General features: G+C 33.5%; 26 protein-coding genes, 1 tRNA gene and 2 pseudogenes. 9 read left to right on the forward strand and 20 right to left on the reverse strand.

What is annotated here, in order from left to right; all coding sequences use genetic code 11:
* The first annotated feature begins 162 nt into the window (after positions 1 to 162).
* From OZJ21_RS02920 to OZJ21_RS02930, 3 genes are all read left to right on the forward strand, one after another.
* Positions 163 to 2,313 carry a LysM peptidoglycan-binding domain-containing protein gene (locus OZJ21_RS02920; RefSeq protein WP_268857421.1) on the forward strand — a complete coding sequence of 717 codons (2,151 nt, stop codon included), beginning with the start codon at positions 163 to 165 and terminating at the stop codon, positions 2,311 to 2,313.
* Positions 2,314 to 2,334: 21 nt separating this feature from the next.
* Positions 2,335 to 2,670: a hypothetical protein gene (locus OZJ21_RS02925; RefSeq protein ID WP_268857422.1), complete on the forward strand. Its 336-nt coding sequence runs from the start codon at positions 2,335 to 2,337 to the stop codon at positions 2,668 to 2,670.
* 227 nt (positions 2,671 to 2,897) lie between these two features.
* Entirely contained in the window at positions 2,898 to 3,272 is a 375-nt protein-coding gene (locus OZJ21_RS02930; protein ID WP_268857423.1) for a hypothetical protein, read from the forward strand.
* Here the strand turns inward: OZJ21_RS02930 and OZJ21_RS02935 are convergent.
* A complete protein-coding gene (locus OZJ21_RS02935; protein WP_268857424.1) occupies positions 3,256 to 3,498 on the reverse strand; it encodes a hypothetical protein in 243 nt (80 codons plus the stop codon). The genes OZJ21_RS02930 and OZJ21_RS02935 overlap by 17 nt on opposite strands.
* Positions 3,499 to 3,501: 3 nt before the next feature.
* Positions 3,502 to 3,930, reverse strand: a complete 429-nt coding sequence (locus OZJ21_RS02940) for a hypothetical protein (RefSeq protein WP_268857425.1) — start codon at positions 3,928 to 3,930, stop codon at positions 3,502 to 3,504.
* Here OZJ21_RS02940 and OZJ21_RS02945 point away from each other — a divergent pair.
* Positions 3,914 to 5,812 (forward strand): FIVAR domain-containing protein, encoded by a 1,899-nt coding sequence (locus tag OZJ21_RS02945; RefSeq protein ID WP_201897146.1) that lies wholly within the window; start codon positions 3,914 to 3,916, stop codon positions 5,810 to 5,812. The two genes, OZJ21_RS02940 and OZJ21_RS02945, sit on opposite strands and share 17 nt — an antisense overlap.
* A 111-nt stretch (positions 5,813 to 5,923) precedes the next feature.
* Positions 5,924 to 5,996, forward strand: a tRNA-Lys gene (locus OZJ21_RS02950).
* 48 nt (positions 5,997 to 6,044) lie between these two features.
* Here the strand turns inward: OZJ21_RS02950 and OZJ21_RS02955 are convergent.
* Together OZJ21_RS02955 and OZJ21_RS02960 are read right to left on the reverse strand one after the other, a co-directional pair.
* Positions 6,045 to 6,524 (reverse strand): VOC family protein, encoded by a 480-nt coding sequence (locus tag OZJ21_RS02955; protein ID WP_201897132.1) that lies wholly within the window; start codon positions 6,522 to 6,524, stop codon positions 6,045 to 6,047.
* A gap of 28 nt (positions 6,525 to 6,552) precedes the next feature.
* A pseudogene (locus tag OZJ21_RS02960) lies at positions 6,553 to 6,876 on the reverse strand (aldo/keto reductase); the annotation flags it as partial.
* 3 nt (positions 6,877 to 6,879) lie between these two features.
* On the opposite strand from OZJ21_RS02960, the pseudogene OZJ21_RS02965 reads away from it, so the two are divergent.
* Positions 6,880 to 7,176, forward strand: a pseudogene (locus OZJ21_RS02965) (winged helix-turn-helix transcriptional regulator); the annotation flags it as partial.
* Between the two features lie 115 nt (positions 7,177 to 7,291).
* On the opposite strand, the gene OZJ21_RS02970 reads toward OZJ21_RS02965, so the two are convergent.
* The 3 genes from OZJ21_RS02970 to OZJ21_RS02980 all read right to left on the reverse strand — a co-directional run bounded on the left by OZJ21_RS02970 (position 7,292) and on the right by OZJ21_RS02980 (position 10,067).
* Positions 7,292 to 8,056 (reverse strand): ABC transporter permease, encoded by a 765-nt coding sequence (locus OZJ21_RS02970; protein ID WP_003700977.1) that lies wholly within the window; start codon positions 8,054 to 8,056, stop codon positions 7,292 to 7,294.
* Positions 8,037 to 8,690 (reverse strand): ABC transporter ATP-binding protein, encoded by a 654-nt coding sequence (locus OZJ21_RS02975; protein WP_098034711.1) that lies wholly within the window; start codon positions 8,688 to 8,690, stop codon positions 8,037 to 8,039. The genes OZJ21_RS02970 and OZJ21_RS02975 overlap by 20 nt, the downstream gene beginning before the upstream one ends.
* 150 nt (positions 8,691 to 8,840) lie before the next feature.
* Positions 8,841 to 10,067 (reverse strand): L-lactate MFS transporter, encoded by a 1,227-nt coding sequence (locus OZJ21_RS02980; RefSeq protein WP_160994043.1) that lies wholly within the window; start codon positions 10,065 to 10,067, stop codon positions 8,841 to 8,843.
* Positions 10,068 to 10,347: 280 nt separating this feature from the next.
* On the opposite strand from OZJ21_RS02980, the gene OZJ21_RS02985 reads away from it, so the two are divergent.
* The gene (locus OZJ21_RS02985) at positions 10,348 to 10,842 is read left to right on the forward strand and encodes a thiol peroxidase (RefSeq protein WP_099459623.1); all 495 of its coding nucleotides are present in this window, start codon (positions 10,348 to 10,350) and stop codon (positions 10,840 to 10,842) included.
* 59 nt (positions 10,843 to 10,901) lie between these two features.
* Here OZJ21_RS02985 and OZJ21_RS02990 read toward each other — a convergent pair whose 3' ends face one another.
* The 6 genes from OZJ21_RS02990 to mmuM all read right to left on the reverse strand — a co-directional run bounded on the left by OZJ21_RS02990 (position 10,902) and on the right by mmuM (position 15,214).
* Entirely contained in the window at positions 10,902 to 11,426 is a 525-nt protein-coding gene (locus OZJ21_RS02990; protein WP_003709363.1) for an HdeD family acid-resistance protein, read from the reverse strand.
* 14 nt (positions 11,427 to 11,440) lie between these two features.
* Positions 11,441 to 12,037 carry a TetR/AcrR family transcriptional regulator gene (locus tag OZJ21_RS02995; RefSeq protein ID WP_160994042.1) on the reverse strand — a complete coding sequence of 199 codons (597 nt, stop codon included), beginning with the start codon at positions 12,035 to 12,037 and terminating at the stop codon, positions 11,441 to 11,443.
* Between the two features lie 178 nt (positions 12,038 to 12,215).
* Positions 12,216 to 13,163 carry a Dyp-type peroxidase gene (locus OZJ21_RS03000; RefSeq protein ID WP_003705582.1) on the reverse strand — a complete coding sequence of 316 codons (948 nt, stop codon included), beginning with the start codon at positions 13,161 to 13,163 and terminating at the stop codon, positions 12,216 to 12,218.
* Positions 13,164 to 13,248: 85 nt separating this feature from the next.
* On the reverse strand, positions 13,249 to 13,707 hold the full coding sequence (locus OZJ21_RS03005) for a DUF3021 domain-containing protein (protein ID WP_268857426.1): 459 nt from the start codon (positions 13,705 to 13,707) through the stop codon (positions 13,249 to 13,251).
* Positions 13,704 to 14,138: a LytTR family DNA-binding domain-containing protein gene (locus tag OZJ21_RS03010; RefSeq protein ID WP_268857427.1), complete on the reverse strand. Its 435-nt coding sequence runs from the start codon at positions 14,136 to 14,138 to the stop codon at positions 13,704 to 13,706. Before OZJ21_RS03010 ends, OZJ21_RS03005 begins: the two co-directional genes overlap by 4 nt.
* A gap of 152 nt (positions 14,139 to 14,290) precedes the next feature.
* Positions 14,291 to 15,214, reverse strand: coding sequence for a homocysteine S-methyltransferase (gene mmuM, locus OZJ21_RS03015; protein WP_268857428.1), 924 nt, complete (start codon positions 15,212 to 15,214; stop codon positions 14,291 to 14,293).
* Positions 15,215 to 15,327: 113 nt separating this feature from the next.
* On the opposite strand from mmuM, the gene OZJ21_RS03020 reads away from it, so the two are divergent.
* Both OZJ21_RS03020 and psiE read left to right on the forward strand, forming a co-directional pair.
* On the forward strand, positions 15,328 to 16,695 hold the full coding sequence (locus OZJ21_RS03020; RefSeq protein ID WP_268857429.1) for an amino acid permease: 1,368 nt from the start codon (positions 15,328 to 15,330) through the stop codon (positions 16,693 to 16,695).
* Between the two features lie 33 nt (positions 16,696 to 16,728).
* A complete protein-coding gene (psiE, locus tag OZJ21_RS03025; RefSeq protein ID WP_268857430.1) occupies positions 16,729 to 17,169 on the forward strand; it encodes a phosphate-starvation-inducible protein PsiE in 441 nt (146 codons plus the stop codon).
* An 83-nt stretch (positions 17,170 to 17,252) separates the two neighbouring features.
* On the opposite strand, the gene OZJ21_RS03030 is transcribed toward psiE, so the two are convergent.
* The 7 genes from OZJ21_RS03030 to efp form a co-directional block, all read right to left on the reverse strand.
* Positions 17,253 to 18,200: an ABC transporter ATP-binding protein gene (locus OZJ21_RS03030; protein WP_003700961.1), complete on the reverse strand. Its 948-nt coding sequence runs from the start codon at positions 18,198 to 18,200 to the stop codon at positions 17,253 to 17,255.
* Positions 18,201 to 18,218: 18 nt separating this feature from the next.
* Entirely contained in the window at positions 18,219 to 19,262 is a 1,044-nt protein-coding gene (locus OZJ21_RS03035) for an ABC transporter ATP-binding protein (RefSeq protein WP_003702677.1), read from the reverse strand.
* A gap of 10 nt (positions 19,263 to 19,272) precedes the next feature.
* Positions 19,273 to 20,301 (reverse strand): ABC transporter permease, encoded by a 1,029-nt coding sequence (locus tag OZJ21_RS03040; RefSeq protein WP_003700958.1) that lies wholly within the window; start codon positions 20,299 to 20,301, stop codon positions 19,273 to 19,275.
* Positions 20,301 to 21,236: an oligopeptide ABC transporter permease gene (gene opp3b / locus OZJ21_RS03045; RefSeq protein WP_003709355.1), complete on the reverse strand. Its 936-nt coding sequence runs from the start codon at positions 21,234 to 21,236 to the stop codon at positions 20,301 to 20,303. Before opp3b ends, OZJ21_RS03040 begins: the two co-directional genes overlap by 1 nt.
* A gap of 135 nt (positions 21,237 to 21,371) precedes the next feature.
* Entirely contained in the window at positions 21,372 to 22,985 is a 1,614-nt protein-coding gene (locus tag OZJ21_RS03050; RefSeq protein WP_201898283.1) for a peptide ABC transporter substrate-binding protein, read from the reverse strand.
* Between the two features lie 501 nt (positions 22,986 to 23,486).
* Positions 23,487 to 24,887: an amino acid permease gene (locus OZJ21_RS03055; RefSeq protein WP_268857431.1), complete on the reverse strand. Its 1,401-nt coding sequence runs from the start codon at positions 24,885 to 24,887 to the stop codon at positions 23,487 to 23,489.
* Positions 24,888 to 25,261: 374 nt separating this feature from the next.
* Positions 25,262 to 25,819: an elongation factor P gene (gene efp, locus OZJ21_RS03060; RefSeq protein ID WP_003700953.1), complete on the reverse strand. Its 558-nt coding sequence runs from the start codon at positions 25,817 to 25,819 to the stop codon at positions 25,262 to 25,264.
* Positions 25,820 to 25,847: the final 28 nt, after the last annotated feature.

The following is a 25,847-nucleotide window of genomic DNA, read 5'->3' on the forward strand; positions in this document are numbered from 1 at the left end:
TAGTTATAATTTTATGTACAAATCAATATTATATCTATAAAATATTATATTTCGAACGCTTGACTATCCTTTAATTAATCTATTAAACTTATAGTAGGTTATGGACACTCTAGCATTAAAAGGAAAGGAGTAAGTGATTTCAGTTAATCACTTTTGATAAATATGGAAAAACTATATAAAGCACTAACTGAACAAAAATATAGAGTTAAACTTATTAAAAAGGGTAACCATTGGGTCGCAAGAGGCATAACTACCTTATTTTTTGGTTTAAGTGTGGTAGCACTTTCTAACGTTAAAGTACAAGCTTCAAGCTGGCATGCTAATTCTCCTGCTGAAATCGCCAAAAGAATTTCAAGTAACGATAGAACTTTTACTTTTGAACGAGGAGATACTTTCTGGGGAATTTCACAAGTATTAAATATTAATTATCAAACTTTAATGGAATGGAATGGATATAAACCTGGTGATGAATATACCATTCCAGTAGGTACCGTTATTTCTATTAGAGGCAATCGTTTAACATTTACCACCCCTAACGGTAATGTTATATTAGATAAAATTATTCAACCTCAAGATAGAATAGCTCAAACACCTCTACCTACTCCTGCAATTATTACAAATAAACAAAAAGCAGATAACAGTTCTGACAACTCTAATAATTCTGGTAGTGATAGTAATCGAGAATTTCCTACCGATAAGGGCAATGTTGATACTGGAAACAGTGATAATAATGCCAATAACTCGGGTAGTGACAATAATCAAGAACTTCCTACAGATAATGGTAATGTAGACACTGGCAACAATGGCAATAACAATGCCAATAACTCAGGTAGTGATAACAGTAGTATCCCTACTGACAATGGTAATGTTGACAATGGAAACAGCGATAATAACAATGCCAATAACTCGGGTAGTGACAATAATCAAGAACTTCCTACAGATAATGGTAATGTAGACACTGGCAACAATGGCAATAACAATGCCAATAACTCAGGTAGTGATAACAGTAGTATCCCTACTGACAATGGTAATGTTGACAATGGAAACAGCGATAATAACAATGCCAATAACTCGGGTAGTGATAACAGTAATATCCCTACTGATAATGGTAATGTAGACACTGGCAACAATGGCAATAACAATACTAACAATTCTGGCAGTGATAACAGTAATATCCCTACTGACAACGGCAATGTTGACAATGGAAACAGCGATAATAACAACGCCAATAACTCAGGTAGTGATAATAATCAAGAACTTCCTACAGATAATGGTAATGTTGATGCTGGCAACAATGGCAATAACAACAACAACTCGGGCAGTGATAACAGCAATATCCCTACTGACAACGGCAATGTTGATACTGGAAACAGTGGCAATAACAACACCAATAACTCGGGTAGTGACAACAGTAATATCCCTACTGACAACGGCAATGTTGATACTGGAAATAGTGGTAATAACAATAACAACAACTCGGGCAGTGACAACAGTCAAGAACTCCCTACTGACAATGGCAATGTTGATACTGGAAACAATGGCAATAACAACACCAATAACTTAGGTAGTGACAACAGTAATATCCCTACTGACAACGGCAATGTTGACAATGGAAACAGTGGTAATAACAATACCAACAACTCGGGTAGTGATAGCAGTAATATCCCTACTGACAATGGTAATGTTGATACTGGAAACAATGGCAATAACAACACCAATAACTCAGGTAGTGACAACAGTAATATCCCTACTGATAATGGTAATGTAGATACTGGAAACAGTGATAATAATGCCAACAACTCAGGTAGTGACAATAACCAAGAACTTCCTACAGATAATGGTAATGTTGATGCTGGCAACAATGGTAATAACAATACTAACAATTCTGGCAGTGATAACAATAATATCCCTACTGATAATGGTAATGTTGATACGGGCAACAATGGCAATAACAACACCAACAACTCGGGCAGTGATAACAGCAATATTCCTACTGACAACGGCAATGTTGACAATGGAAACAGTGGTAATAACAATGCCAATAACTCGGGTAGTGACAACAGTCAAGAACTCCCTACTGACAATGGTAATGTAGATACAGGCAACAATGGCAATAACAACACCAATAACTCGGGTAGTGACAATAATCAAGAACTTCCTACAGATAATGGTAATGTTGATGCTGGAAACAATGGTAATAACAACACCAACAACTCGGGTAGTGACAACAGTAAGCTGGAAACAATGGTAATAACAATACTAACAATTCTGACAGTGATAACAGTAATATCCCTACAGATAATGGTAATGTAGATACTGGAAACAGTGATAATAATGCCAACAACTCAGGTAGTGACAATAACCAAGAACTTCCTACAGATAATGGTAATGTTGATGCTGGAAACAATGGTAATAACAACACCAACAACTCGGGTAGTGACAACAGTAATATCCCTACTGACAACGGCAATGTTGACAATGGAAACAGTGGTAATAACAATGCCAATAACTCGGGTAGTGACAACAGTCAAGAACTTCCTACAGATAATGGTAATGTTGATACGGGCAACAATGGCAATAACGACATCAACAACTCGGGTAGTGATAACAGCAATATTCCTACTGACAACGGCAATGTTGATACTGGAAAGACATCAACAACTCGGGTAGTGATAACAGCAATATTCCTACTGACAACGGCAATGTTGATACTGGAAATAGTGGTAATAATAATGCCAATAACTCGGGTAGTGACAACAGTCAAGAACTCCCTACTGACAATGGTAATGTAGATACAGGCAACAATGGCAATAACAACACCAACAACTCGGGCAGTGATAACAGTAATATTCCTACTGACAACGGCAATGTTGACAATGGAAACAGTGGTAATAACAATGCCAATAACTCGGGTAGTGACAACAATCAAGAACTTCCTACAGATAATGGTAATGTTGATACGGGCAACAATGGCAATAACGACACCAACAACTCGGGTAGTGATAACAGCAATATTCCTACTGACAACGGCAATGTTGATACTGGAAATAGTGGTAATAATAATGCCAATAACTCGGGTAGTGACAACAGTCAAGAACTTTCTACTGACAATGGCAATGTTGATACTGGAAATAATGGCAATAACAACACCAATAACTCAGGTAGTGACAACAGTAATATCCCTACTGACAATGGCAATGTTAACAATGGGAACAGTGGTAATAACAATGCCAATAACTCGGGTAGTGACAACAGTCAAGAACTTCCTATAGATAATGGTAATGTTGATGCTGGCAACAATGGTAATAACAATACTAACAATTCTGACAGTGATAACAGTAATATCCCTACTGATAATGGTAATGTAGATACTGGAAACAATGGCAATAACAACACCAACAACTCGGGTAGTGATAACAGTAATATCCCTACTGACAATGGTAATGTTGACAATGAAAACAGTGGTAATAACAATGCCAATAACTCGGGTAGTGACAACAGTCAAGAACTTCCTACTGACAATGGCAATGTTGATACTGGAAACAGTGGTAATAACAATACTAACAACTCGGGTAGTGATAGCAGTAATATCCCTACTGATAATGGTAATGTAGATACTGGAAATAGTGATAATAATGCCAACAACTCAGGTAGTGACAATAACCAAGAACTTCCTACAGATAATGGTACTGTTGATGCTGGCAACAATGGTAATAACAATACTAACAATTCTGGCAGTGATAACAGTAATATCCCTACTGATAATGGTAATGTAGATACTGGAAACAGTGATAATAATAATACTAACAACTCGGGTAGTGATAATAATGGAGGACCTAGTTCTATAGATGAAGTATCACCATCTAAACCTGAACAACCTAAAATTGATATCTCACCATTACAAAATCTATTAATGGCAAATTCCAACATAGTATCACTTCCTATTTATTATAATGCCTCTGAAAATAACCGTTTAGCTTTTGATGCACTTATGTCAGAAGCAAAATCTTTGCAATATAAATTATCATTGACTAATGAAGAAATGGTTGCAATGATTGATAAATTAACTGCTGCTAAAAATAATCTAAATGGAAAAGCCACAGATTTTTCTAAAGCAGATGAACTTCTCGAAGAATATAATAATAGAGATAATAACCAACGTTACCATAATGCAACTGCTTCTTCCCAATTGGCTTATGATAATGCAATAAATGAACTGAAAAAATTACAAAATACTACTCAAGTAACTCAGGCTACTGTTGACAATGCCATTGCCAACGTTGTTGAAGCAAAAAATCAATTAGATGGAAAAGTTCTATCAACTGAAGAACAAAATAAATTTGATGCTATTAAATCATTTAAAGAAGATATTGCATATTATCAAGAAGCTATCAAGTATTTGCCTGATGCATACAGAACAGCAGCTGAAGGTTTGTTACAAGCACAAGGATTAAATGTCTTGCCAAATATCAATGCTTTTAGTACTGAAAGTATAGTGTCTATGCAAAACAATTTGAAAACATGGTTAGATTTTTATATTAAATCTGCTGATAAACAGTTACAAGGTAAACGCGATTTAGAAGCAAAAATTCAAGAATTACAAAATTTAGTAGATACTAAGCTTTCCTTATACACTGAATTAAATAGAGCAACAGACTTTATTAATGCAAGTAAAGAAATGTTACAAGATCCTTCTAAAGCATATTTATATGAAGAACAAGCTACTAAATTAACAACTGTTATTAACGAAGCAATAGATGCACAGAATAAAGCAGATAAATTGATCGCTGACAAAGAAAAAGAGCGTGCGGCAGCATTAGAAGAACTATTAAAATTACAGGTCCCTGGAAAAGATAGCTATATTAAATTTACCGATGAAAATTATAAAATTACAGCTTCTTTAGATGATATTGTTGAAAGAACTAAACTTGTAGCTAAGATATTACCTTATTTAGGTGATGTTTATGCTGGTAATCCTATAGATCCTGAATATTTAAAATACAAAACAGTCGATGAATATCTTCAAGTTGGTACTCCAGCCTACGATAAGATGGTAACAACTATTAATCGTCTAAAAGAAGATATTCTTAAAGAATTCGCTCTAGGTCGTGGCACTAAAGACTCTATGGGTAGTAACATTGACAAACGCATTAAGACCGTCGTCACAGATGAAGATGTTACTAACTTGAAACCTTTAATAGACTTAGCTGATGCTTATAGTAAACGAGCTTTAGAAAATATTAATCGCATGCGATTTGCAATAGGTGTTCCTCCAATGAAAATGGCCCCTATCAGCGATAAAAGAAAAGCTATGATGATAGTTCATGCATTAGCTGGATACCAAGCTGGACAAAACCCTGACTTTAAGATTGGAGATTCTCACGTAGGTACTATCGCTGTATTATTAGTTCCTCATGCCATGACAGCTGGATATTCAGAAAATGTTTATCCTTCTGCCAATGCTCCTATCATAAGCAATCATTTTACACCTGAATATATGGCGGATGTATACAACAAATTAGAGCTCATGGAAGGTATAAAATACTTTAGTGATTATTTCAATGATACTGAAGCTAAAAGTGGTCATTATACCAATATTATTCTTCCTCAACATCAATACTTCTACTCAGCTATGATTGTAGGAAATGTTGTTCCTGAAAATAATTCATTTTCATCATATAGAGTTTCTTTAACTGAACTCTTCTATGAATTAGCAGATAACCAATATAAATGGTGGCTAAAACACTTCGATGAATGGCCAAAAGTTAATCCTGAAACAGACTTAGATAGGACAGATTTCAATAATCTTTAAATATTAAAAAGAATTATGTTTTATACACAAAAACATAATTCTTTTTTTATTTCAAAAAAATCTTGCATAATTTTCTAAACTTTGATATTATATAACTTGTTGATGAGTTATGGGTGGTTAGCTCAGCTGGCAGAGCAACGGACTCTTAATCCGTGGGTCCAGGGTTCGATCCCCTGACCACCCATCAGAGATTATATAAAAAGAAGCTAGGATTTACATCCTAGCTTCTTTTTTAATTTCTTTCACGTTGAAATGGACCCTTAGGTGCGATTAACTCTAAATTTATTCCATCAGGATCTTTGAAATAAACTACTCCTATTCCAAAACCTGCCTTCAATCCATCAGATTTTTCGAAATAAATTGGTTCTCCTTCTGGTTCGACCCCAATTTCTTTCATCCTAGCAACTGCTGCTTCAATATCATCTACTTCAAAGCAAAGATGCATTGCACTAATTTGTTCATTAGAATAATTAGCTTTTGTAGATTTTGGTTCTACATATTCTAAAATATCTATATTAATATTATCTAGATGTAGATTAGCGTATCTTATTAAAGTATCATCCAAACCTTGAGTTTGAGCCATACGTTTCCCACCAATTTCATCTTTATTAGAAATCTTTTTACCTGTCAATGTTTCATAAAACTCAATTGACTTTTCCAAATTACTTACTGTAATTCCAACATGATTTACTACTGAAAATCCATTATTCATTTTAAATCCCTCCACTTACTAATTACTTTTAAAAATCAAATTTATCGGGATTAGGACCAACTCGCAAGTTTTCATCAAGCATATTGATTTTATCCATATCTCTATCATCTAATTCAAAATCAAAAATGTCAGCGTTACTTATCATACGATTATTATGGATAGATTTAACATTTAATAAGATATCTTGCTGAATGTTCCAACGTAAGATCACTTGTGCAGCTGATTTATTGTATTTTTTAGCTATATCTAAAATAACCTTATTCTTTAATAATTGTTCTTGCATTAATGGTGACCAAGCTTGAATTTTCATATCCATATTAGCTGCATATCTACGTAATTCTTTTTGTGCTAATTATGGAAACCAATTATTTTATGTAATCTTCGCCACCAATCATTACGTACAAGTGAACTAAAAAGATTAATTCCTAATATCAGCCAAAAGATGTTGACTCAACAATTACGCGAATTAGAAGCAGCCGATATTATCAACCACAAAGTATATAATCAAGTTCCACCTAAAGTTGAATATTCTTTAAGTGATTATGGTCAATCATTAAGTACCGCGCTTAGTGATCTTTGTACTTGGGGCGAAATGCATGTAGATATGCTGAAAAAATGCGGTGAAGATGTAGAACTTGTAAACTATGACTAAACGAAAAACAATGTCAAAACCAAAAAATCACTAAAGAACTCGTCATTTAAAACTTGCTCTCTAGTGATTTTTTTATTATTTTCAATTCTATTTATTAAATAATCAGTCTTCCTTACTATTTAATTCTCAATTGTAATTTTTCGTTATAGTAATCTTTATATGTTCGATATCCTGCAATAATTGATCCTAAACTCGTAGCCGATAAAAGCATGAACGTAACCATAATCTGATACTTAATTGCTCTTACTGGATCTACTCCAGCAAAAATCAAACCTGACATCATTCCTGGTAAACTTACCAAACCAACTGTTTTTGCAGAATCTATCGTTGGTTGCATCGCTGTCTTAATACTTGCATGCAATAAAGGTAATGAAGCTTGCTTCATAGATGCTCCTAAGGCCAACTTTTCTAAAACTTGTTGTCTTTGGTTTTTAAAAAGTGTATTTAAATTTCTGTAACAAAGACCAATCGCAACCATAGAGTTACTTGCAATCATCCCACTGATAGGAACAATTTGAGATGGAATAAATCTAATTGAACCGGAAGCTACTAATACTCCCATAGTTACATATGTACTGACAAAAATAGCTAATAATGAATTAAAATAACTCTTGTGGTCATTAGGATTTCGCTTATGAGCATTGTAAGCAGCATTTAACACAATAAAGAAACTCATTGCTGCTGTTAAGATAACATTATTTACATTGAAGATATATTTAAGAATATATCCTACGATTACAAGTTGGACTATTGCCCGGGAAATACTGTAAAAAATATCCTTTGTTAAACCTAATTTTTCACGGTTACTAATATAAACGGCTACTAATACTAATGCAAAAGCCAATGCTAAAGATAAATTATTAACGCTTAGTTGTGACATCTTTAATCATCCCTTCCTCTACCCAAATTATTTTATTAGCTTGCTTAATTTCTCCTTCATGATGTGTAATTTGTAAGATTGTTACTCCTTGTTTCCAAATTTTATCAATAAATTCATGCACAATTTCAATTGAACGAGCATCCAAACCTACAGTTACTTCATCCAATAACAAAACTTTTGGTAAGAACATCGTATTTCTCAACAAAGCTACTCGTTGACGCTCACCACCAGATAAACTATTAATATCCTTATGTAAATAAGTTTCTGGTAAATTTACAGATTTCAAAGCTTCAATTGCAGATTTTTCATCAAATTCTTTTTGACGAATCTCATAAGGAAAACTCAAATTATCAAATACTGTCTCTCCAAATAAACTAGGTTGTTGAAAGCAATATGACACTTGTTGTCTATATTCAGTTATCGCATACTCATCTTGATTTTTCCCATCAAAGAAGATTTCTCCAGTTGTCGCAGTTAGTAAAGTAGCTATTATCTTTAATAAAGTACTTTTCCCTCCACCCGAAGGACCGGTGATTGTTATAAATTCATTTTCGTTGATGTCTAGATTTATATTTTTCAATATCTCATTAGTATCAACTTTATATCCTACATTCTGTAAGCTAAGTATTGTCATCGCCCACACCTCTCTTTTTTAATTTAGAAAAATTATAACATACAAGCGGTTACACAACAATTATTATGCTTTGAACAATATATTTTCAAACAAAAAAAGGTTCAAAGCCACTTACCGGCCTTGAACCTTTATTTTCAATTCAATACTAGTTTATTTTTCAAATACTTGCTTTTTAATTCTCAAAATGTCACGTTGTACCCAGAAGGAGACAAACAATGCTACCATATCAACAATAATAAAAGTTATAATTGTTGTTAGATAACTATGTAATATTTGGTGAGTGTAAGATAGTAAAACTGGACCAACCATGCCTGCCATTGCCCATGCAGTTAAGATGTAACCGTGGATAGCACCTAATTCTTTTGTACCAAATACATCACCTAGATATGCAGGGATTACTGAGAAACCAGCACCATAGCATGACATTAACAAGCATAATGCTACAACAAATACCATTGGTACGTGGAAAATTAGTAATGTTGCTAACATGATAATATCTACAATGAAGATCAAACTAAATGTTAAAGGTCTACCGATATAGTCAGATAATGTTGCCCAGATAAGACGACCAAAACCGTTAAATAATCCGATAATACCTACCATAACAGCTGCTGCACCTGCATTCATAGCAGTCATTTCTTGGGCCATAGGTGAAGCTGCAGATACTAAACCAATTCCACAAGTAATGTTGATGAACAACATGAACCATAAAGAGTAGAATGCTTTAGTTTTTAAAGCTTGGTTAGCTGTAAGTTGAGCACCTAAACTAACTTTATTACCTTTAGCAACTGCTACTTCTGGAACATCGCCTTCTTTAGGACGCTTAATAAATTGTGCTGCAATAAGCATAACAATCATGTAGAATGCACCTAAAATGTAAAATGTTGTTTCTAACCCTACTACACTCATTAATCTTTGTGCAATTGGACTTGTAAGTAAAGCAGCAAATCCAAATCCCATGATAGCCAAACCTGTTGCTAAGCCTCGCTTATCTGGGAACCATTTGATAATTGTAGAAACAGGAGTTACATAACCAGAACCTAATCCTAATCCTCCGATTACCCCATATGACAAGTAAAGCATCCATAATTGATTCAAATGAATTGAAACACCTGTCAAAATGATACCTGTTCCAAATAAGAGAGCTGAAATAGTTCCTGTCACTGTAGGACCGAATCTTTCAACTAAGCGGCCCATGAAAGCTGCAGACATTCCCAAGAAGAAAATAGCCAGACTAAAAGCAAATGAAATAGCTGATTCTGACCAAGAAGTTTGACTTGCAATAGGCTTTGCATAAACACTCCAAGCATAAACTGAACCAATCATTAAATGAAAGATAACACCCGCTAAGGCAACAACATATCGATTACTTCTCACTTTTGTACCTCCTGTTTTTAAAAACGAACAATAAAATAAACAACTACTTTAATAGTTCATATATTACGCTTTAAAATATATATGGTATTTCGTGATTAATCAACATAAAATTAGCATTTCTAATATAAAAATAATGATAATGCTTAACATGCTAATGTTCGTTTATAATAATTATACGAACGTTAAGTTTTACGAAACATTTTTACAAGCATATATTTACCACTATTAAGCTCACTCGTTCTATAATTAAGATAGTACATAACGAAAGGATCGATTAATTATGAAAATTACTCGTCATAACAAACCCTTATCAACTAACGGAACTCCTGTAGATGTTAATGGAGTTTTCCCAGAATTTACGGTTCAAAATGCCAAAGGCGAAAATGTAAGTAGTTCTGATTTATTAAAGAAAGTAACATTTATCAGTGTTGTTCCTGACATCAACACTAGAGTATGTAGTATTTCTACTAAAAAATTTAATCAAGATGTAGATAAATATTCCAACATTGCTTTCTATACAGTTTCTACAAACACAATTGATGAACAAGCAAATTGGTGTGCAGCTGAAGGAGTTAAGAATATGCAACTTCTTTCTGACAAAGCTTTCGATTTTGGTAAGAATACTGGTCTTTATGTTGCTGATAATGATACTGATGCTCGTAGCGTTTGGGTGTTAGATAATGACGGTAAGGTTTTATATCGTGAATTAGTTATTGAACAAACAAATGAACCAGACTATGAAAGTGTACTACAATTTTTAGATAGTCTAGCTTAATTTAACCACAAAAAATAGCAGCTCTTGATTATTTTAAATCAAAGGCTGCTATTTCTCTTTTAGAATGCTTGAATAATTTTTAAAATTCCAATTGTAATCAAATATATAGAAATAATCCATACAATTGTTAAGGCTGATAGTATCGGATTAAATAATAACATTACTCCCATAATCAAGGATAAAATACTTAAAACAACAATTATCCAATAATATCCTTTATTCAATCTCTTAAAGAAGTTAGCTGTTGCAAGCTGAGTTAGCGCATCAAAGATAAACCAAATTGCAAAAATTATTGCTATAAAACTAGCACCAACTGCAATTTTAAAAATAAATATACAACCTAAAATAATATCTAAAATTCCCATCGCTAGTAGCCAACCCGATTTTTCTCCTAGCCAAAACGATATTCCACGTCTAAACCATAATTCATAAATTCCTTTTATAATAGCTATTATTCCTATCATAATCGAAATAAAAGCTAATGTTGTATCTGGACGGTATAAAGAATACCCTCCTAAAAATATTAATAAAATACCTATAACCAAACTAAAAACATCAAAATTTCGTTTATTTTCTGAATACATTACATTCACCTCTTTTATTCCTTTTTAATTGCAAATGATAACGGTGCTTTAGTACGCGTATACATCATTATTTTTGTAAACTCACTTGGTGATTCTGGATCATCTTTTTCTAACCAATAAATGGATAAATTTAACATACTACCAATTGCATATTCCTGTATATATTCACGAGGTATTTCATCATCCATTTTTATACCCAGATAATCCATTCTTTTCAGTAATTCTCGAATTAGAATTTGTTTAACCTTATGATAAAACATAGGATCTCCATTTCCTAATACCATTGCTAAAATGAAGTCACGTTCTCCATAAATATACGCTGAAAACTTTTGAAAAAATTGCTCATTCAAATCCTCGTAACTTGTTGCCGAAGAAATAGTTCCATTTTCATGAAATAACTTTATAATATCAGCATATATATTTTCCTCTAACTGATTTAACAAATCTTGTTTACCCTTGTAATGAATATAGAAAGTTCCTCGGTTAATTCCAGCTCTTTCAGTAATATCAGATACTGTTAGATTTCCAAAACCTTTTTCGTTAATAGTTTCGATCAATGCCCTTTTTATCTTTGCGCGAGTCTTTCTCACTCTTAAATCATTTTGGTGCATCGAACTCCCCCTTTTCTCAAACACTCACAAAATAACTATCTACACACTTTGATAGTAATATGCTTATATTAACAAAGCAATACTTTTAATCATTTATTTATCAGACATTTATCTAATTATGTATTTTTTATAAATAAAAACTCAAAAGATTATTTTAATCTTTTGAGCTAACCCAAGACTACTTATTCAATTCACCATCAGCAATCTTGTCTAACATATCTCGTGAAGGAATGAAGAATAATTGACCTGATAAAATATCTGAGAATGTCAACAAGAAGTCTGATTTATCTACCATATTTTGTAACATCATTTTGGTTACTTTCCAATGACGTGCATATCCAATAAAGTAAGTACCAGTATTATTTTGTGCTGGATCAGAATATGGAACGTTCATACGTACAATCTTTTGTTCCTCACCATCAATTTCAGCCTTAGATGCTACATTATGAGCATTCTTAAACTTATCTTCATCTTCAAGTTCTAGGTCAGTAAATTTCTCACGACCAACAGCTTTTTCTTGTTCCTCAGTCTTCATATGATTCCAGAAGTCCATATTATGTTTCCACTTTTGAGCAAATGCATATGAACCATTTTCAAAGAATGGATCTTCATCACCAATGATTGCGTAATCAGCAGCATCTTCTACTTGTGGAGCTTCTGTTCCATCGATAAACCCGATAATAGCACGGCCTTCAAAATAACGGAAACCTTTAGTTTCATCAACAACTGTTGTAATGTCTTCAAGGAATCTACGGAATTGACTCATTGCTTCGTATACATATGCTTCGCTATCGGCACGAATATGGAAGAATAAGTCGCCTTTACTTGCAGGCATTGAGTATTTTGGACCACTGATTGTTTTATACGTTTCTAGTTCCTTGGGCTTGGGAGCATTAGGGAATAGATAATCCCAAGCTTCATTACTGATACCGAAAGATGCTTTTAAGTAACCATCGCCATTCCTAATTCTCAAGGAACGGATAATTGCTTGATAACGATCTGCAAATTCTTGGATCACTTCTTGTTCATGAGCTTGATTTTCACGCTTTAATTCAAGAACTGTAAATTGTACACTCTTTCCAATATCTTTCCACACATCTTGCGCTTTGCTAGGATTCATTGCCATAATAATTTCCCCTTCCAAAGTTAGTTTAGAATTATTACAGATTAATTCTAACACTTTTTAATAAGGTTTACTACTACATAAATTTTTATTTTTCTTTTAACTTTGTTATTTGTTGATTTATCCTTTTAATGTCATTCTTTATCGTTAACCATGTAATTACCCAGATAGTAGTATAAACGACTACAAACGAGATGGTAACTAAGATAAATCCATTAGTCGTGAACCACTTCAAATATATTCCTACTGCCAACACAATTGCATATACTAAGCAAAAATGAATCACAGTTTTAATCCACAAAGATATATTTTCCAATTCAAAAATTATGCTTGCGTATGCTGAAAATAATCCAATTACCATCCATAACAATACTGAAATAAGTGTTGCTGTTAGATTATTATTAAACTCTGCCACAAAAGCTGGTGTGGAAGGATAGTAACTACTGCTACCAGCTAAATAAGAGAAGATTAATGAGAGAACCATTCCTACTGTTACACCATAAGTAATACCATTGATTCCAAGTCTAGCAATTTTTTTTATTGTCATAGTCCCAACCTCTCTTTCAAAATTCTAATTTTTCTTCTTGAAATCCCTACTCTCATTTGATTTTCTAAGATTACGTCAATCATGCCACTTCCTAGAATTTCCAAATGATCAATCTTTCGATAATTAAAAATTGCACTTCTAGAAGCTTCTATAAACATATTTGGTAACTCATCTTTTACCTGATACAATCTACCACGATATTCATAGCTATCTTCATTTGTATAAACCATAACTATATTATTTTCACTTTGAATTAGAATAATTTCTTCATATTTTACGGGAATAATATCTTTATTTTTATAGCACCATAATCCACTATTATCGTTAGTTAACTCTTTAGCAATTCTTGTAATTTTATCAGTCATTTCTTGTAGATAAAATTCTACTCTATCTTCTACTAAATTTTCATCAATATTAATGTTAACTTTCATCTTTGATTCCCCCTTTCCACCTTTAATATAGCATAGTTAAAGTACATTTTACGTCTCTTTATATGAATGGTTCACTATTTTTATTAAACGGTTAAAATTCATTCTTAAACGACAAAAAAGCCACCTATCCATGATAGATGACCTTTATAATATTATTTATTACACTTAATAAAATCCGCCACTGCTTTGATTTCCTTCGGTCCTGTTGTACAACAACCACCAATAATTCTAGCTCCTGCCTCATACCAATTAGGAATCAATTCTTCAAAGGTTGCACTAGTTTTAGGTTGGGACCAAGTCTTACTCTTAGGATCATAGACCGCACTTGAATTAGGATATACTATTAAGTGCTTATCTGTGATTTCTTTCATATTTTTTAAAGCCGGTTCTACTAACTCTAGCTTTACACAATTGATTCCTACTGCTATTACTTGCGAATAATCCTCAAGTGCGTGGATAGCTCTAGGCAATGGTGTTCCATCGCTGATTGTATCATCATCGCTCAAAGTATAAGAAACATACACTTTTTGTTGCGGATATTTTTTCTTTAACAATTCTAGAATTGCTAGCACTTCATCTAACTTAGGTTGAGTTTCAATAGCTAAGATATCGACCTCTGCATTTACCAATTCTTCAATCCTTGGTAAATGGAATTGTTGATATTCTTCAACAGATAACTCATAATCTCCTCTATACTCGCTTCCGTTAGCTAGGTAAGCACCATATGGACCAATTGTTCCAGCAATATAATTATGCTTTCCTGTTCTATTTTCATAATCATCGCGTGCCTTTTGTGCGATTTTTACTGCTTTTTTAATTAAATTTCTAGCTTCTTTTTCACTGTATCCAACTTTTTCAAATGCTTGAACATTAGCTTGATAAGTATCCGTAATTATCAAATCCGCTCCAGCTTCGAAATACATTTTATGAACTTCATATACCAATTCTTCATTATCAATCAAAGCTTTAGCTGTCCACAAATCATTATTTGTATCTGCTCCTAATTTTTCAAGTGGAGTTGACATTGCCCCATCTAAAACAACTGGATTGTTAGTTAAAAACTCTATAAAGTCCACGTTTACTCACCTACTTTTTCATGTTAATATACTAATTATAATCTAATCTAAAGTTAATTTGTAGTTATAATAATCATTTTAATTACTGTAATTTAAAGAAATGAGGATTAAATATGTCTAAGAAAACACATCTTGCTCGTAAAATGGAAACTCGTCACATCCGGATGATTTCTCTAGGTGGTGTTATTGGAACTGGATTATTTTTAAGTTCGGGTTACACCATCCATCAAGCCGGGTCAATTGGTACTATCATTGCCTACTTAATTGGAGCTTTAATTGTTTACTCGGTGATGTTATGTCTTGGCGAACTGTCAGTAGCAATGCCTTATACTGGTGCTTTCCATGTTTATGCCAAAAAGTATATCGGCGAAGGTACTGGCTTTACTGTCGCGATTTTATATTGGTTAACCTGGACGATTGCTCTGGGCTCAGAATTTACAGCTGCTGGACTCATCATGCAAGAATGGTTTCCTCATACTCCCGTTTGGATTTGGAGTGCTATTTTTATTATATTAATATTTCTTTCCAATGCCTATTCAGTTAAAGTTTTCGCTGAAAGTGAATTTTGGTTCTCTGCAATTAAGGTTTTTGCAATTGTAGCCTTTATCTTACTTGGTATCCTAGCAATGGTTGGAATTATTCCCTTAAATAATTTCACTCATGCTCCCGGCATTAGTAACCTATATAAAAATGGTATTTTTCCTAATGGATTTAGTGGTGTTTTCACGACTATGTTAACTGTTAATTTTGCCTTTTCCGGTACTGAATTAATTGCCATTACAGCTGGTGAGGCAAAAGAACCTGATAAAACTATCCCTAAAGCTATTCACACAACTCTTTGGAGGTTGGTTATCTTTTTCATTGGAAGCATTGTTGTTATGGCCGCTCTTATCCCTTACCAAAAAGCTGGAGTTACGCAAAGCCCATTTGTTTATGTTTTAAAAATGATGGGTATTCCTTATGCAGCTGATATTATGAATTTTGTCGTTCTAACTGCCATTATTTCTGCGGCCAATTCCGGATTATATGCATCAACTCGCATGCTCTGGTCATTAGGAAATGAAGGAACAATTCCTAAAAATATCTCAAAAACTAATAAAAATGGTATTCCTGTCATTGCACTATGTTTAAGTATGATTGGTGGATTGTTAGCTCTGCTTTCAAGTATTTTTGCAGCGGATACTATCTACCTAGTCTTGGTTTCTGTTTCTGGATTAGCCGTTGTAATTGTTTGGGCAGCTATTGCTTTAGCCGAACTTAATTTCCGAAAATACTTTTTAAAATCCGGACATTCTTTATCTGAGTTAAAATATAAGACACCTTGGTATCCTGTTATTCCACTGTTTGCTTTAATTACTAGTATTTTATCTTGTATATTAATTTGGTTCGATCCTAATCAACGTGTCGCTTTATACTGCACAATTCCTTTTGTTTTAACCTGTTATTTAGTACACTATGTGTATAGAAAGTGTGCAAATTAACGTTAGCATTATTAGATTAGGAGGTACACTATTTTGAAATTCTCAAAGTTAATTCAAAAATACGCAGATAAGTTTGCCCAACTTTTCAGTGTACTTAGCTTCGTGGTTATAATTTTGTTGGGAATAGTTTTACTAATTCAAATTGCAAAAGAAATTATTCGTCTTTTCCAAATTACACTTGAGCCTACAACTAGTGACATTTACCTTATGATAGATAAGATTATAGTTTTCTTTTTACTGTTTGAATTTTTCATGATTGTAATTAGTTCTCTTAAAAATAATGGTCATGTATCTATTACTTTATTGATGGGACTTGAACTAACAGCTTTATTACGAAACTTACTGATTATCCATGATGACTATAAGAACTTAATCTTAAATATCGTCGGTATTTTATTATTGATCGTCGGTATGGCGATTTATCGTTACTTTGTACACGCTCATATTAAAGAAGAAGATCAACAACAGAAATAATTTATCATAATAAACAAAAATCGCACCATTTCAAAGTTTAATAACTAGGAAATGGTGCGATATTAATTTTATTTTCTAATTACTTATTTTTCGTATTCAGCAGCTTTTTTCTTATACATTTCCACTTCATCATCCGTACATCTTACAAAATGACCTGGTGTAATTTCATGTAAAGAACGAACCTTATCGCCATCGTCACCTTCAATAGAAGGATCATAGTCAATTCTATGACGTTGACGTTCAATTTCAGGATCTGGAATTGGAACTGCAGAAATCAAACTCTTAGTATAGTCATGCAAAGGCTTATCATAAACATCATCAGCTGGCCCTACTTCTAATAGTCTTCCATAATGCATAACTCCAATTCTATCGGAGATAAACTTAACCATTGATAAGTCATGGGCGATAAAGAGATAAGTTAATCCCTTTTCTTCTTGAAGATCTTTCAATAAGTTAACTACCTGAGCTTGAATAGAAACGTCCAAAGCTGAAATAGGTTCGTCAGCAATGATAAACTTAGGTTGTACGGCTAATGCACGAGCAATCCCTATACGTTGACGTTGACCACCAGAGAATTCATGTGGATAACGACTAGCATGATCACGATTCAAACCAACTGTTTCAAGTAGATTTTCAACCATTTCTGAACGTTCTTTCTTACTCTTGGCCAAACCATGAATATCAATACCTTCAGCAATAATATCTTCAACTGTCATTCTTGGATTTAGAGAAGCATATGGATCTTGGAAGATCATTTGCATTTTACGATTGAATTCACGCTTATCAGCACGTGATTTTAACTTGCTGACATCTTTTCCATCGAAAATAATTTCCCCATCAGTTGGATCGTATAAACGAATAATACTGCGTCCTGTTGTTGTTTTACCTGAACCTGATTCTCCTACAAGTCCAAATGTTTCACCTTCGTAAATGTCAAAAGTAACATCATCAACAGCCTTAACAGTGGACTTACCGGAAGTAAAGTATTGTTTTAAATGCTTAACTTGTAACAATTTTTTTCTTTCTGGCATTAATTCTCATCCTTTCTGTTAATCTTTCTTTTTAGCCATTAATTCTGCATACTTTTGCTGACGTCTAACAATTTCTTCAGGTGGTGTTACTTTAGGAGCATCTGGATGTAACAACCATGTAGCAGCATAATGTGTATCTGACACCTTGAAGAATGGTGGCTTTTGTTCAGCATCAATCTTCATCGCATATGGATTTCTTGGAGCAAAAGGATCGCCTTTTGGTGGATCAAGTAAATCTGGTGGTGTTCCTGGAATAGATTCTAACTTATCACTTGCTAAAGTTGGCATGGAATTCAAAAGTCCCCAAGTATATGGATGTTGTGGGTTATAAAATACTTCATCAACTGTACCATATTCTAAAAGTTCTCCAGCATACATAACAGCTACTCTATCAGCCATACCAGCTACAACACCTAAATCGTGAGTGATGAAGATAATAGATGTTTTTACTTTAGCTTGCATTTCTTTCATTAAATCCAAGATTTGTGCTTGAACAGTAACGTCTAATGCAGTTGTTGGTTCATCAGCAATCAAAATTTCAGGATCACATACCAATGCAATCGCAATTACGATACGTTGACGCATACCACCTGAAAATTGGTGTGGATAGTCATTGATACGTTTTTCAGCATTTGTAATTCCAACAGCCTTTAACATATCAAGAGCTTTTGCCCAAGCATCCTTCTTATTCATGCCTTTATGCTTCATTAGAGGTTCAGCAATTTGTTGTCCAATTTTCATTGTTGGGTCTAAAGAAGTCATTGGATCTTGGAAAATCATGGAAATCTCTTTTCCTCGAACGGATTGCATTTCTTTTTCTGATTTTTTCAAAATGTCTTGTCCGTTGAAGTTAATTTCACCACCAACAACCTTAGCATTATTTGCTAAAAGACCAATTATTGCTTTAGTTGTAACAGACTTACCTGAACCTGATTCCCCTACAATTGCTAGGGTTTCACCTTTATCTAAGTGGAAACTCACATCGCGGATGGCTTTAACTTCGCCGGCATAGGTGTGGAAATCCACTTTTAAATTTTTAACATCTAAAATTCTTTCTGCCATTGTTTAAAACCTACCTTCTTGTCTTTGGATCGAATGCATCACGTAAACCGTCACCTAAAAGGTTAAATGCAATCATCAATACACACAATACAATTGCTGGATACCACATTTGATATGGTAAGAATTGGAAGTTCTTTTGTCCTTCATTCAACAATACCCCTAAAGAAGTTTCTGGAGCTGTAATACCGATACCGATAAAGCTCAAGAATGCTTCGAAGAAGATAGCTGATGGAATTGTGTACATTGTTTGAATAATGATAATACTTGATAAGTTTGGTACCAAGTGTTTCCATGCAATTTTTGTAGGTGACTCACCTAGTGTTCTTGCGGCTAATACATATTCTTGTGTTTTCAAGGACAGCGTTTCAGCACGAATCATACGAGCCATGGTTGTCCATGAAGAAATTGCGATAGCTAAGATAATAGAAGTCATACCTGGCTTCAATACTACCAGCATCAAAACAACGATAACAAGGTTAGGGATAGAGGAAATAATTTCGATAATACGTTGCATAACATTATCTACTCTACCCCCTTTCCATCCTGAGATGATGCCATAGGCGACCCCAACTGTTAAATCAAAGAATGTTGCGACTAGAGCTACAATCAATGAAACTTTTGTACCGTAAATAATACGTTGAGCTAATGAACGTCCTAAATAATCAGTTCCTAAATAGAAATACTTATCTTTTGGAACATCATTTTTAGCATAAGCATCTACCCAGACACCGCCTTGCTTAATCTTACCGTTAAGACCATTAATTGCATCTAGACCTGGAACCTTAGCTGGTAAGTTTGCATATTGTGGCTGAGACTTAACTAATGTACTTTTATTAATGAATGGTGTTGAACCAAATGCTACAATCACCATCAATAAGATAACAATCAAAGAGACAACTGCACCTTTGTTCTTCTTCAATCTTAACCATACGTCTTGAGTAAAGGTAAGTGAGGGAGCAGCGATTTTTTCATTATCTTGAGCTTCGCCTTTTGCTAAAGGTTCGAAACTATCTGGACTTAATTTTAATTTTTCTTCCATTACTTATTCCCTCCATTTCCTTCAAGTCTAATACGTGGATCAATCAATCCATAGATGATGTCAGTAATTAAAATAACTACTACCAATCCGATTGAGAAGACCATTGTTACCCCCATAATAGTTGGGTAATCATTAGTCATGATTGACTTAACAAATTGTTCCCCAATTCCTGGAATGTTAAAGACATTTTCGATAACCATAGAACCTGTCATCAAAGCAACTGTATAAGGTCCTAATAATGTAACTAATGGAATCAAACTGTTTCTTAATGCATGGTGATAAACCACTTCAAATTTACTTAAGCCTTTTGCTTTAGCCAATTCAATATAATCAGAGTTCAACACTTCAACCATACTTGTACGGATAAAACGAGCTGTTTCAGCTAATGGTCCTACCCCTAAAGCAATTGTTGGTAAAATTGTATTGGAGAATTGACCCCAACCTGCAATTGGGAACCAGCCCAATTTCAAAGCAATATAGTATTGTAACAAGATAGCTAACACGAAGTTTGGTACAGATTTACCAATAATCGCAATTACTGTTGCTCCTGTATCAGCCCATGTATTATGCTTGATAGCTGCAGCTGCACCTAGAATTACACCGAAGAAAACTCCGAAGATCATTGCTTGTAAACCTAGTTGCATTGAAGCACCTAAACGACTTGAAATTAAGTATGCTACTGGTTGGTTACTATATTGGAAAGAAGTTCCAAAATCACCATGGAACATACCAAAGATGTAAATCAAATATTGTTCCCAAATAGGTTTATCCAAACCATATTGTTTGTTCATTATTTCAATTTGTGAAGCTGTCATTTTAGCTTGGTTCGTATATGGTGTTCCGGGCATCAATTTCATTAAGAAGAATGTGATTGTCGCAACCAGGAACAATGTTAATAGCATATACAAAACACGTTTTAATAAGTATTTACGCATATCAATTAGTCCCTTCATTCTATTATTTAAATTAAAAAAATCTCATAAATAACTGTGGGGTAAAATAAAATCGGTGACTAAATCTAAATCTAGCCCCCGATTTATTAAATAATTTTAGAACTAAACTTCTATAAATTATTTTGCGATGTAGGTATCCTTGAAGTTCAAGTTAGCACCTGCTGTATTGTAGATGATACCTTTAACTTTATCATTTACCATCCATGCTTGGTTTCTGTAGTAAAGTGGTGTTACACCTTGATCTTGAAGTAAGATCTTTTCAGCTTTTTCTAGATCACTCCAACGATCACTTGCAGAACTAGCATTCTTAGAAGCAGCGATCAACTTGTCATATTCAGCATTGCTCCACTTACCATTATTTTGTTCGTTGTTTGATGTAAACAAGTCTAAGAATGAGATAGGATCAGCGAAGTCTGCACCCCAAGCTGATAATACTACATCGAAATCACCGCTTGTTGAACGGGATATACGTGTCTTAAATGGAACTGTTTGTGTATTAACTGTTACCTTATCACCAAATGCTTCTTTCAATTGACTTTGAAGAGCTTCAACAGACTTCTTAGCGCCGTCTGTATCATCTGTCAAGATAGCAAATTCTAATTTGTCTTTACCTAATTCTTGTAAACCTTTGTTGAACAATTCTTTAGCTTTAGCTTTGTTGTATGTCATATCTGTCTTGTCAGATACAATGCTTTGGAAGTCTTTTCCATTAACTTTTGTCAATCCAACTGGTGTTACAGATGTAGCAGCTGTATTTTCACCACCAAGAACTTTTAAGTAGTCCTTACGATTGATAGCTAGAGAAATTGCTTTACGGATATTAGCGTTCTTAAATTCTTCTTTTGTTTGGTTGTATTGTAAGTAGAATGTTGTACTTTCGTGGAAGACTGTGTAGTTCTTTTGTCCCTTTAATTGCTTTGTTTGTTCAGCACTTAATAATGCACCATCTAACTTACCAGATTGGAATAAGTTGTAACCTGTATTAGAATCCTTAACTACTTGGTAAGTAATCTTGTCTAATTTAACAGCTTTCTTATCCCAGTAATCATCGTTCTTAACTAATTTCCAGCTTAAGTTAGAACCTGTCCAACCTTCTTGCTTGAAAGGTCCGTCATAAACGAAGTACTTAGAAGCTGTACCATACTTGCTACCATATTTTTCAACAACTTTTTGGTTTTGTGGGAAGAATAATGGGAATCCCATCAATAACTTGAAGTATGGAATCTTCTTATCTAATGTAACAACTAACTTGTAGTCACCGTCTGCTTTAACACCTAATTCAGAAACTGACTTCTTACCTTCCATAATAGCGTCAGCGTTCTTAATACCACTGAATAGGTAAGCATATTGTGAACCTGTCTTAGGATTTACTGTACGTTGCCAGGAATATACAAAGTCTTTTGCGGTTACTTTATCACCGTTAGACCATTTTGCATCCTTACGTAAAGTAAATGTATATGTAAGGCCGTCTTTACTTACGGTTGTCTTTGTAGCAAGACCTGGTGTGATCTTACTGTCTTTTCCTAAACGATATAAACCTTCAGTAACATTGTTTAATTGGTTAAAACCAACAACATCTGTTACTTTAGAAGGGTCTAATGTGGAAATTTCAGCACTGTCTTCCCAGTGAAGAGTTTTGCCAGAATCGCTGCTCTTTGATCCACAAGCAGCTAATGTGAATGCTGACACTGCTAAAGTAGCGCCAACTGCTAATAGCTTTTTAAACTTCATTTCATTTACCCCTTTCCTCAGTTAAAAAAGTTATCTTATATCATGGTTAGATTATATAATACTTACCGAAAAATTACAACATTTTAATTTTTCTTTTATAAATATATTTTTTTGCTATTAAATTGAAATTTTAATTATGCTCATCAAACACTATTTAAAACTTAAAACACCTTATAAATACTGATATAAAGGCTATAACTATTGCTGTAATAATTCTAAAACAATGATAATTCAGATTAACAAAATTCAAATTTTCTCTTATTATTATGATTAATTTTTTTATTCTACTTTAAAAAAAGCTATAATTAATTTCTTGTTCATTCTAGTAAAAACTAAAATTAGACTCTTTAACAACTATATTTATTATCAAATTACGAATTTTAATAATAAATCATCCCTATAAAAGCAACCCATATTTTTATTAAATTACAATATTTCTCATAATAATATTAAATTGGTACAAAAAAATAGTCGCAATTGATGCGACTATTTTCTTCTATATTAATTCTTTCCTTTTTGTCCATCTTTTCCATGTCTAATAAAGAAAATCAATGACAATAATAATAGAAATACTGCTCCGACTGATACTGAAACTCGTGTATCAGGGTTAACAAACATGAAGAGAACTATTATTACCAATGCAATGATTGCTAGATAATTAGATAATGGATAGAATGGCATCTTAAATGGATGTTCTTCTAGCATATGTGCATTTTGACGACGGAAACGTAATTCTGATAATAGAATTACAAACCAGGGTACTAATCCAGGTAATACACTAGAACTATAGACAATTACAAACAAGTTAGCTGAAGATTTACTAAAGATAGAAAGAACAATGTTCAAAATAAATCCAATCAAAATCCCACTTGATATTGTCAAAATAGCGATATTAGGTACCACATGTTTAGATAACTTACTAAAAATACTTGGTGCTTCTTTATCTACTGATAACTTAAATAACATTCTACTAGAACTATAAATTCCTGAGTTAGCCCCAGACATTGCAGCTGTAAGAACAACAAAGTTAATAATTCCAGCTGCACCAGCAATACCTACTTTAGTAAATGTTTCAACAAATGGTGAACCTACAGAAGCTAATTGATTCCATGGATAAATTGTCACAATCACAAAAATTGCTCCAATATAGAAAATCAAAATTCTCCATACAATTGATTTTACAGATGCTACAATTGCATGCTTAGGATTTTCTGCTTCACCAGCTGTAATTCCCAATAATTCAATTCCTTGATAGGAACCAACAATAATAGATAGAGAAAACATAAATCCTTTAAATCCACCTGTAAAGAATCCACCATGTTTCCAAAGGTTTGATAATCCAACCGCATGCCAGTTATTTCCTAATCCAAGGAAGATAACCATTAATCCAATAATTATCATTAAGATAATCGTAACAACTTTTATCATCGCAAAATAAAATTCCAATGTCCCATACGCTTTAGCAGATGCAAGATTTGCCAAAGTCAATGTTATGATAACCACTAATCCTGAAATCCAATCTGGTAAATGTGGCCACCAAAAATTCAAATATTGAGTAACAGCGATAACTTCACTAATCCCTACAACAATATATTGGAAAATATTACTCCATTTTGTTAAATACCCAGCCAGTGGATGAATGTAATCAGTCGCATAGTCAGCAAATGATCCCGTTCCTGGTGTTATATAGATCATTTCTCCTAAAGCTCGCATAACCGCATATAGTAATATACCTACTACTGCATAAGCCAATAATACTGAAGGACCAGTCCATTTAATTGTAGATGTAGATCCCATGAATAATCCAACACCAATTGTTCCACCTAAAGCTATCATCTCCATCTGTCCTGATGATAGCGACCTATTCAGGCCCCCATTTATATTATCCTTATTTTTGCTCATATAAATTCCTCTTTTCCTTGCCAACTAAATTCTACTCAGTTGGATCGTCTAAATACATAAAAAAGCCAACCATCCAACTTTTCTCACAATACATTTTTAGTTTGTGATTAGCTGATCTAGTTGACTTTGTATTTTTGCATTCATTTTAATAATAGCATACCAAATTAACTCAACCAGCTTACACAGTGGTTGAGGTGGTGGTTGTATTCAATTTGTTGTTATCATTAATATGTAAGTTAATCATCATTACAACCTCCAATTACATTTGAGTATACTATTAGAATACCATTAAAATAAAATGGGTGCAAGTTTTAATTTTTAAAATAAAAACCAACTATATACCATAATCTCGGTATATAATTGGCTTTCATTTTTTATGCACGTGCTTTATATTCACCTGTTGTAGTATTTATTACTAATGTGTCCCCTACATTAATAAAGTCTGGAACTGTAACGACTAATCCTGTTTCCATTGTTGCTGGCTTACCACCACTAGCTGCTGTAGCACCCTTAATTGTTGGTTCAGTTTCAGTTACTTTCATTTCAACAGTTGTTGGTAATTCAATCCCAATTAATTCATTCTTACAGAAGTCTAGTTGAACTTCCATATTTGGCATTAAATACTTTTCTTCATTTGCTAATTGTTCTTTAGTTAATTCATATTGTTCATAAGTATCCATATCCATAAATACTTCAAGGTCGCCTTCACCATATAGGTATTGGGCATTTTTCTTATCAACTATGGCTAACTCTACTTTTTCAGAAGGACGCATGGTTGTTTGAACGATTGCTCCTGTTCGCACATCATTTAATTTCATTTGCATAACAGTATTTCCCTTACCAGGCTTGTGGTGATTTGCTTCCAACACCTTAATAAGTTTACCGTTCATTTCAAAAATCATACCTTTTTTCAAGTTAATTGCTTCTACCATAATCTAATTTCTCCTATTCTTGTGATAA

It is taken from the genome of Ligilactobacillus sp. UO.C109 (genome assembly GCF_026847815.1).
GTDB classification, from domain to species: Bacteria; Bacillota; Bacilli; order Lactobacillales; family Lactobacillaceae; genus Ligilactobacillus; species Ligilactobacillus salivarius.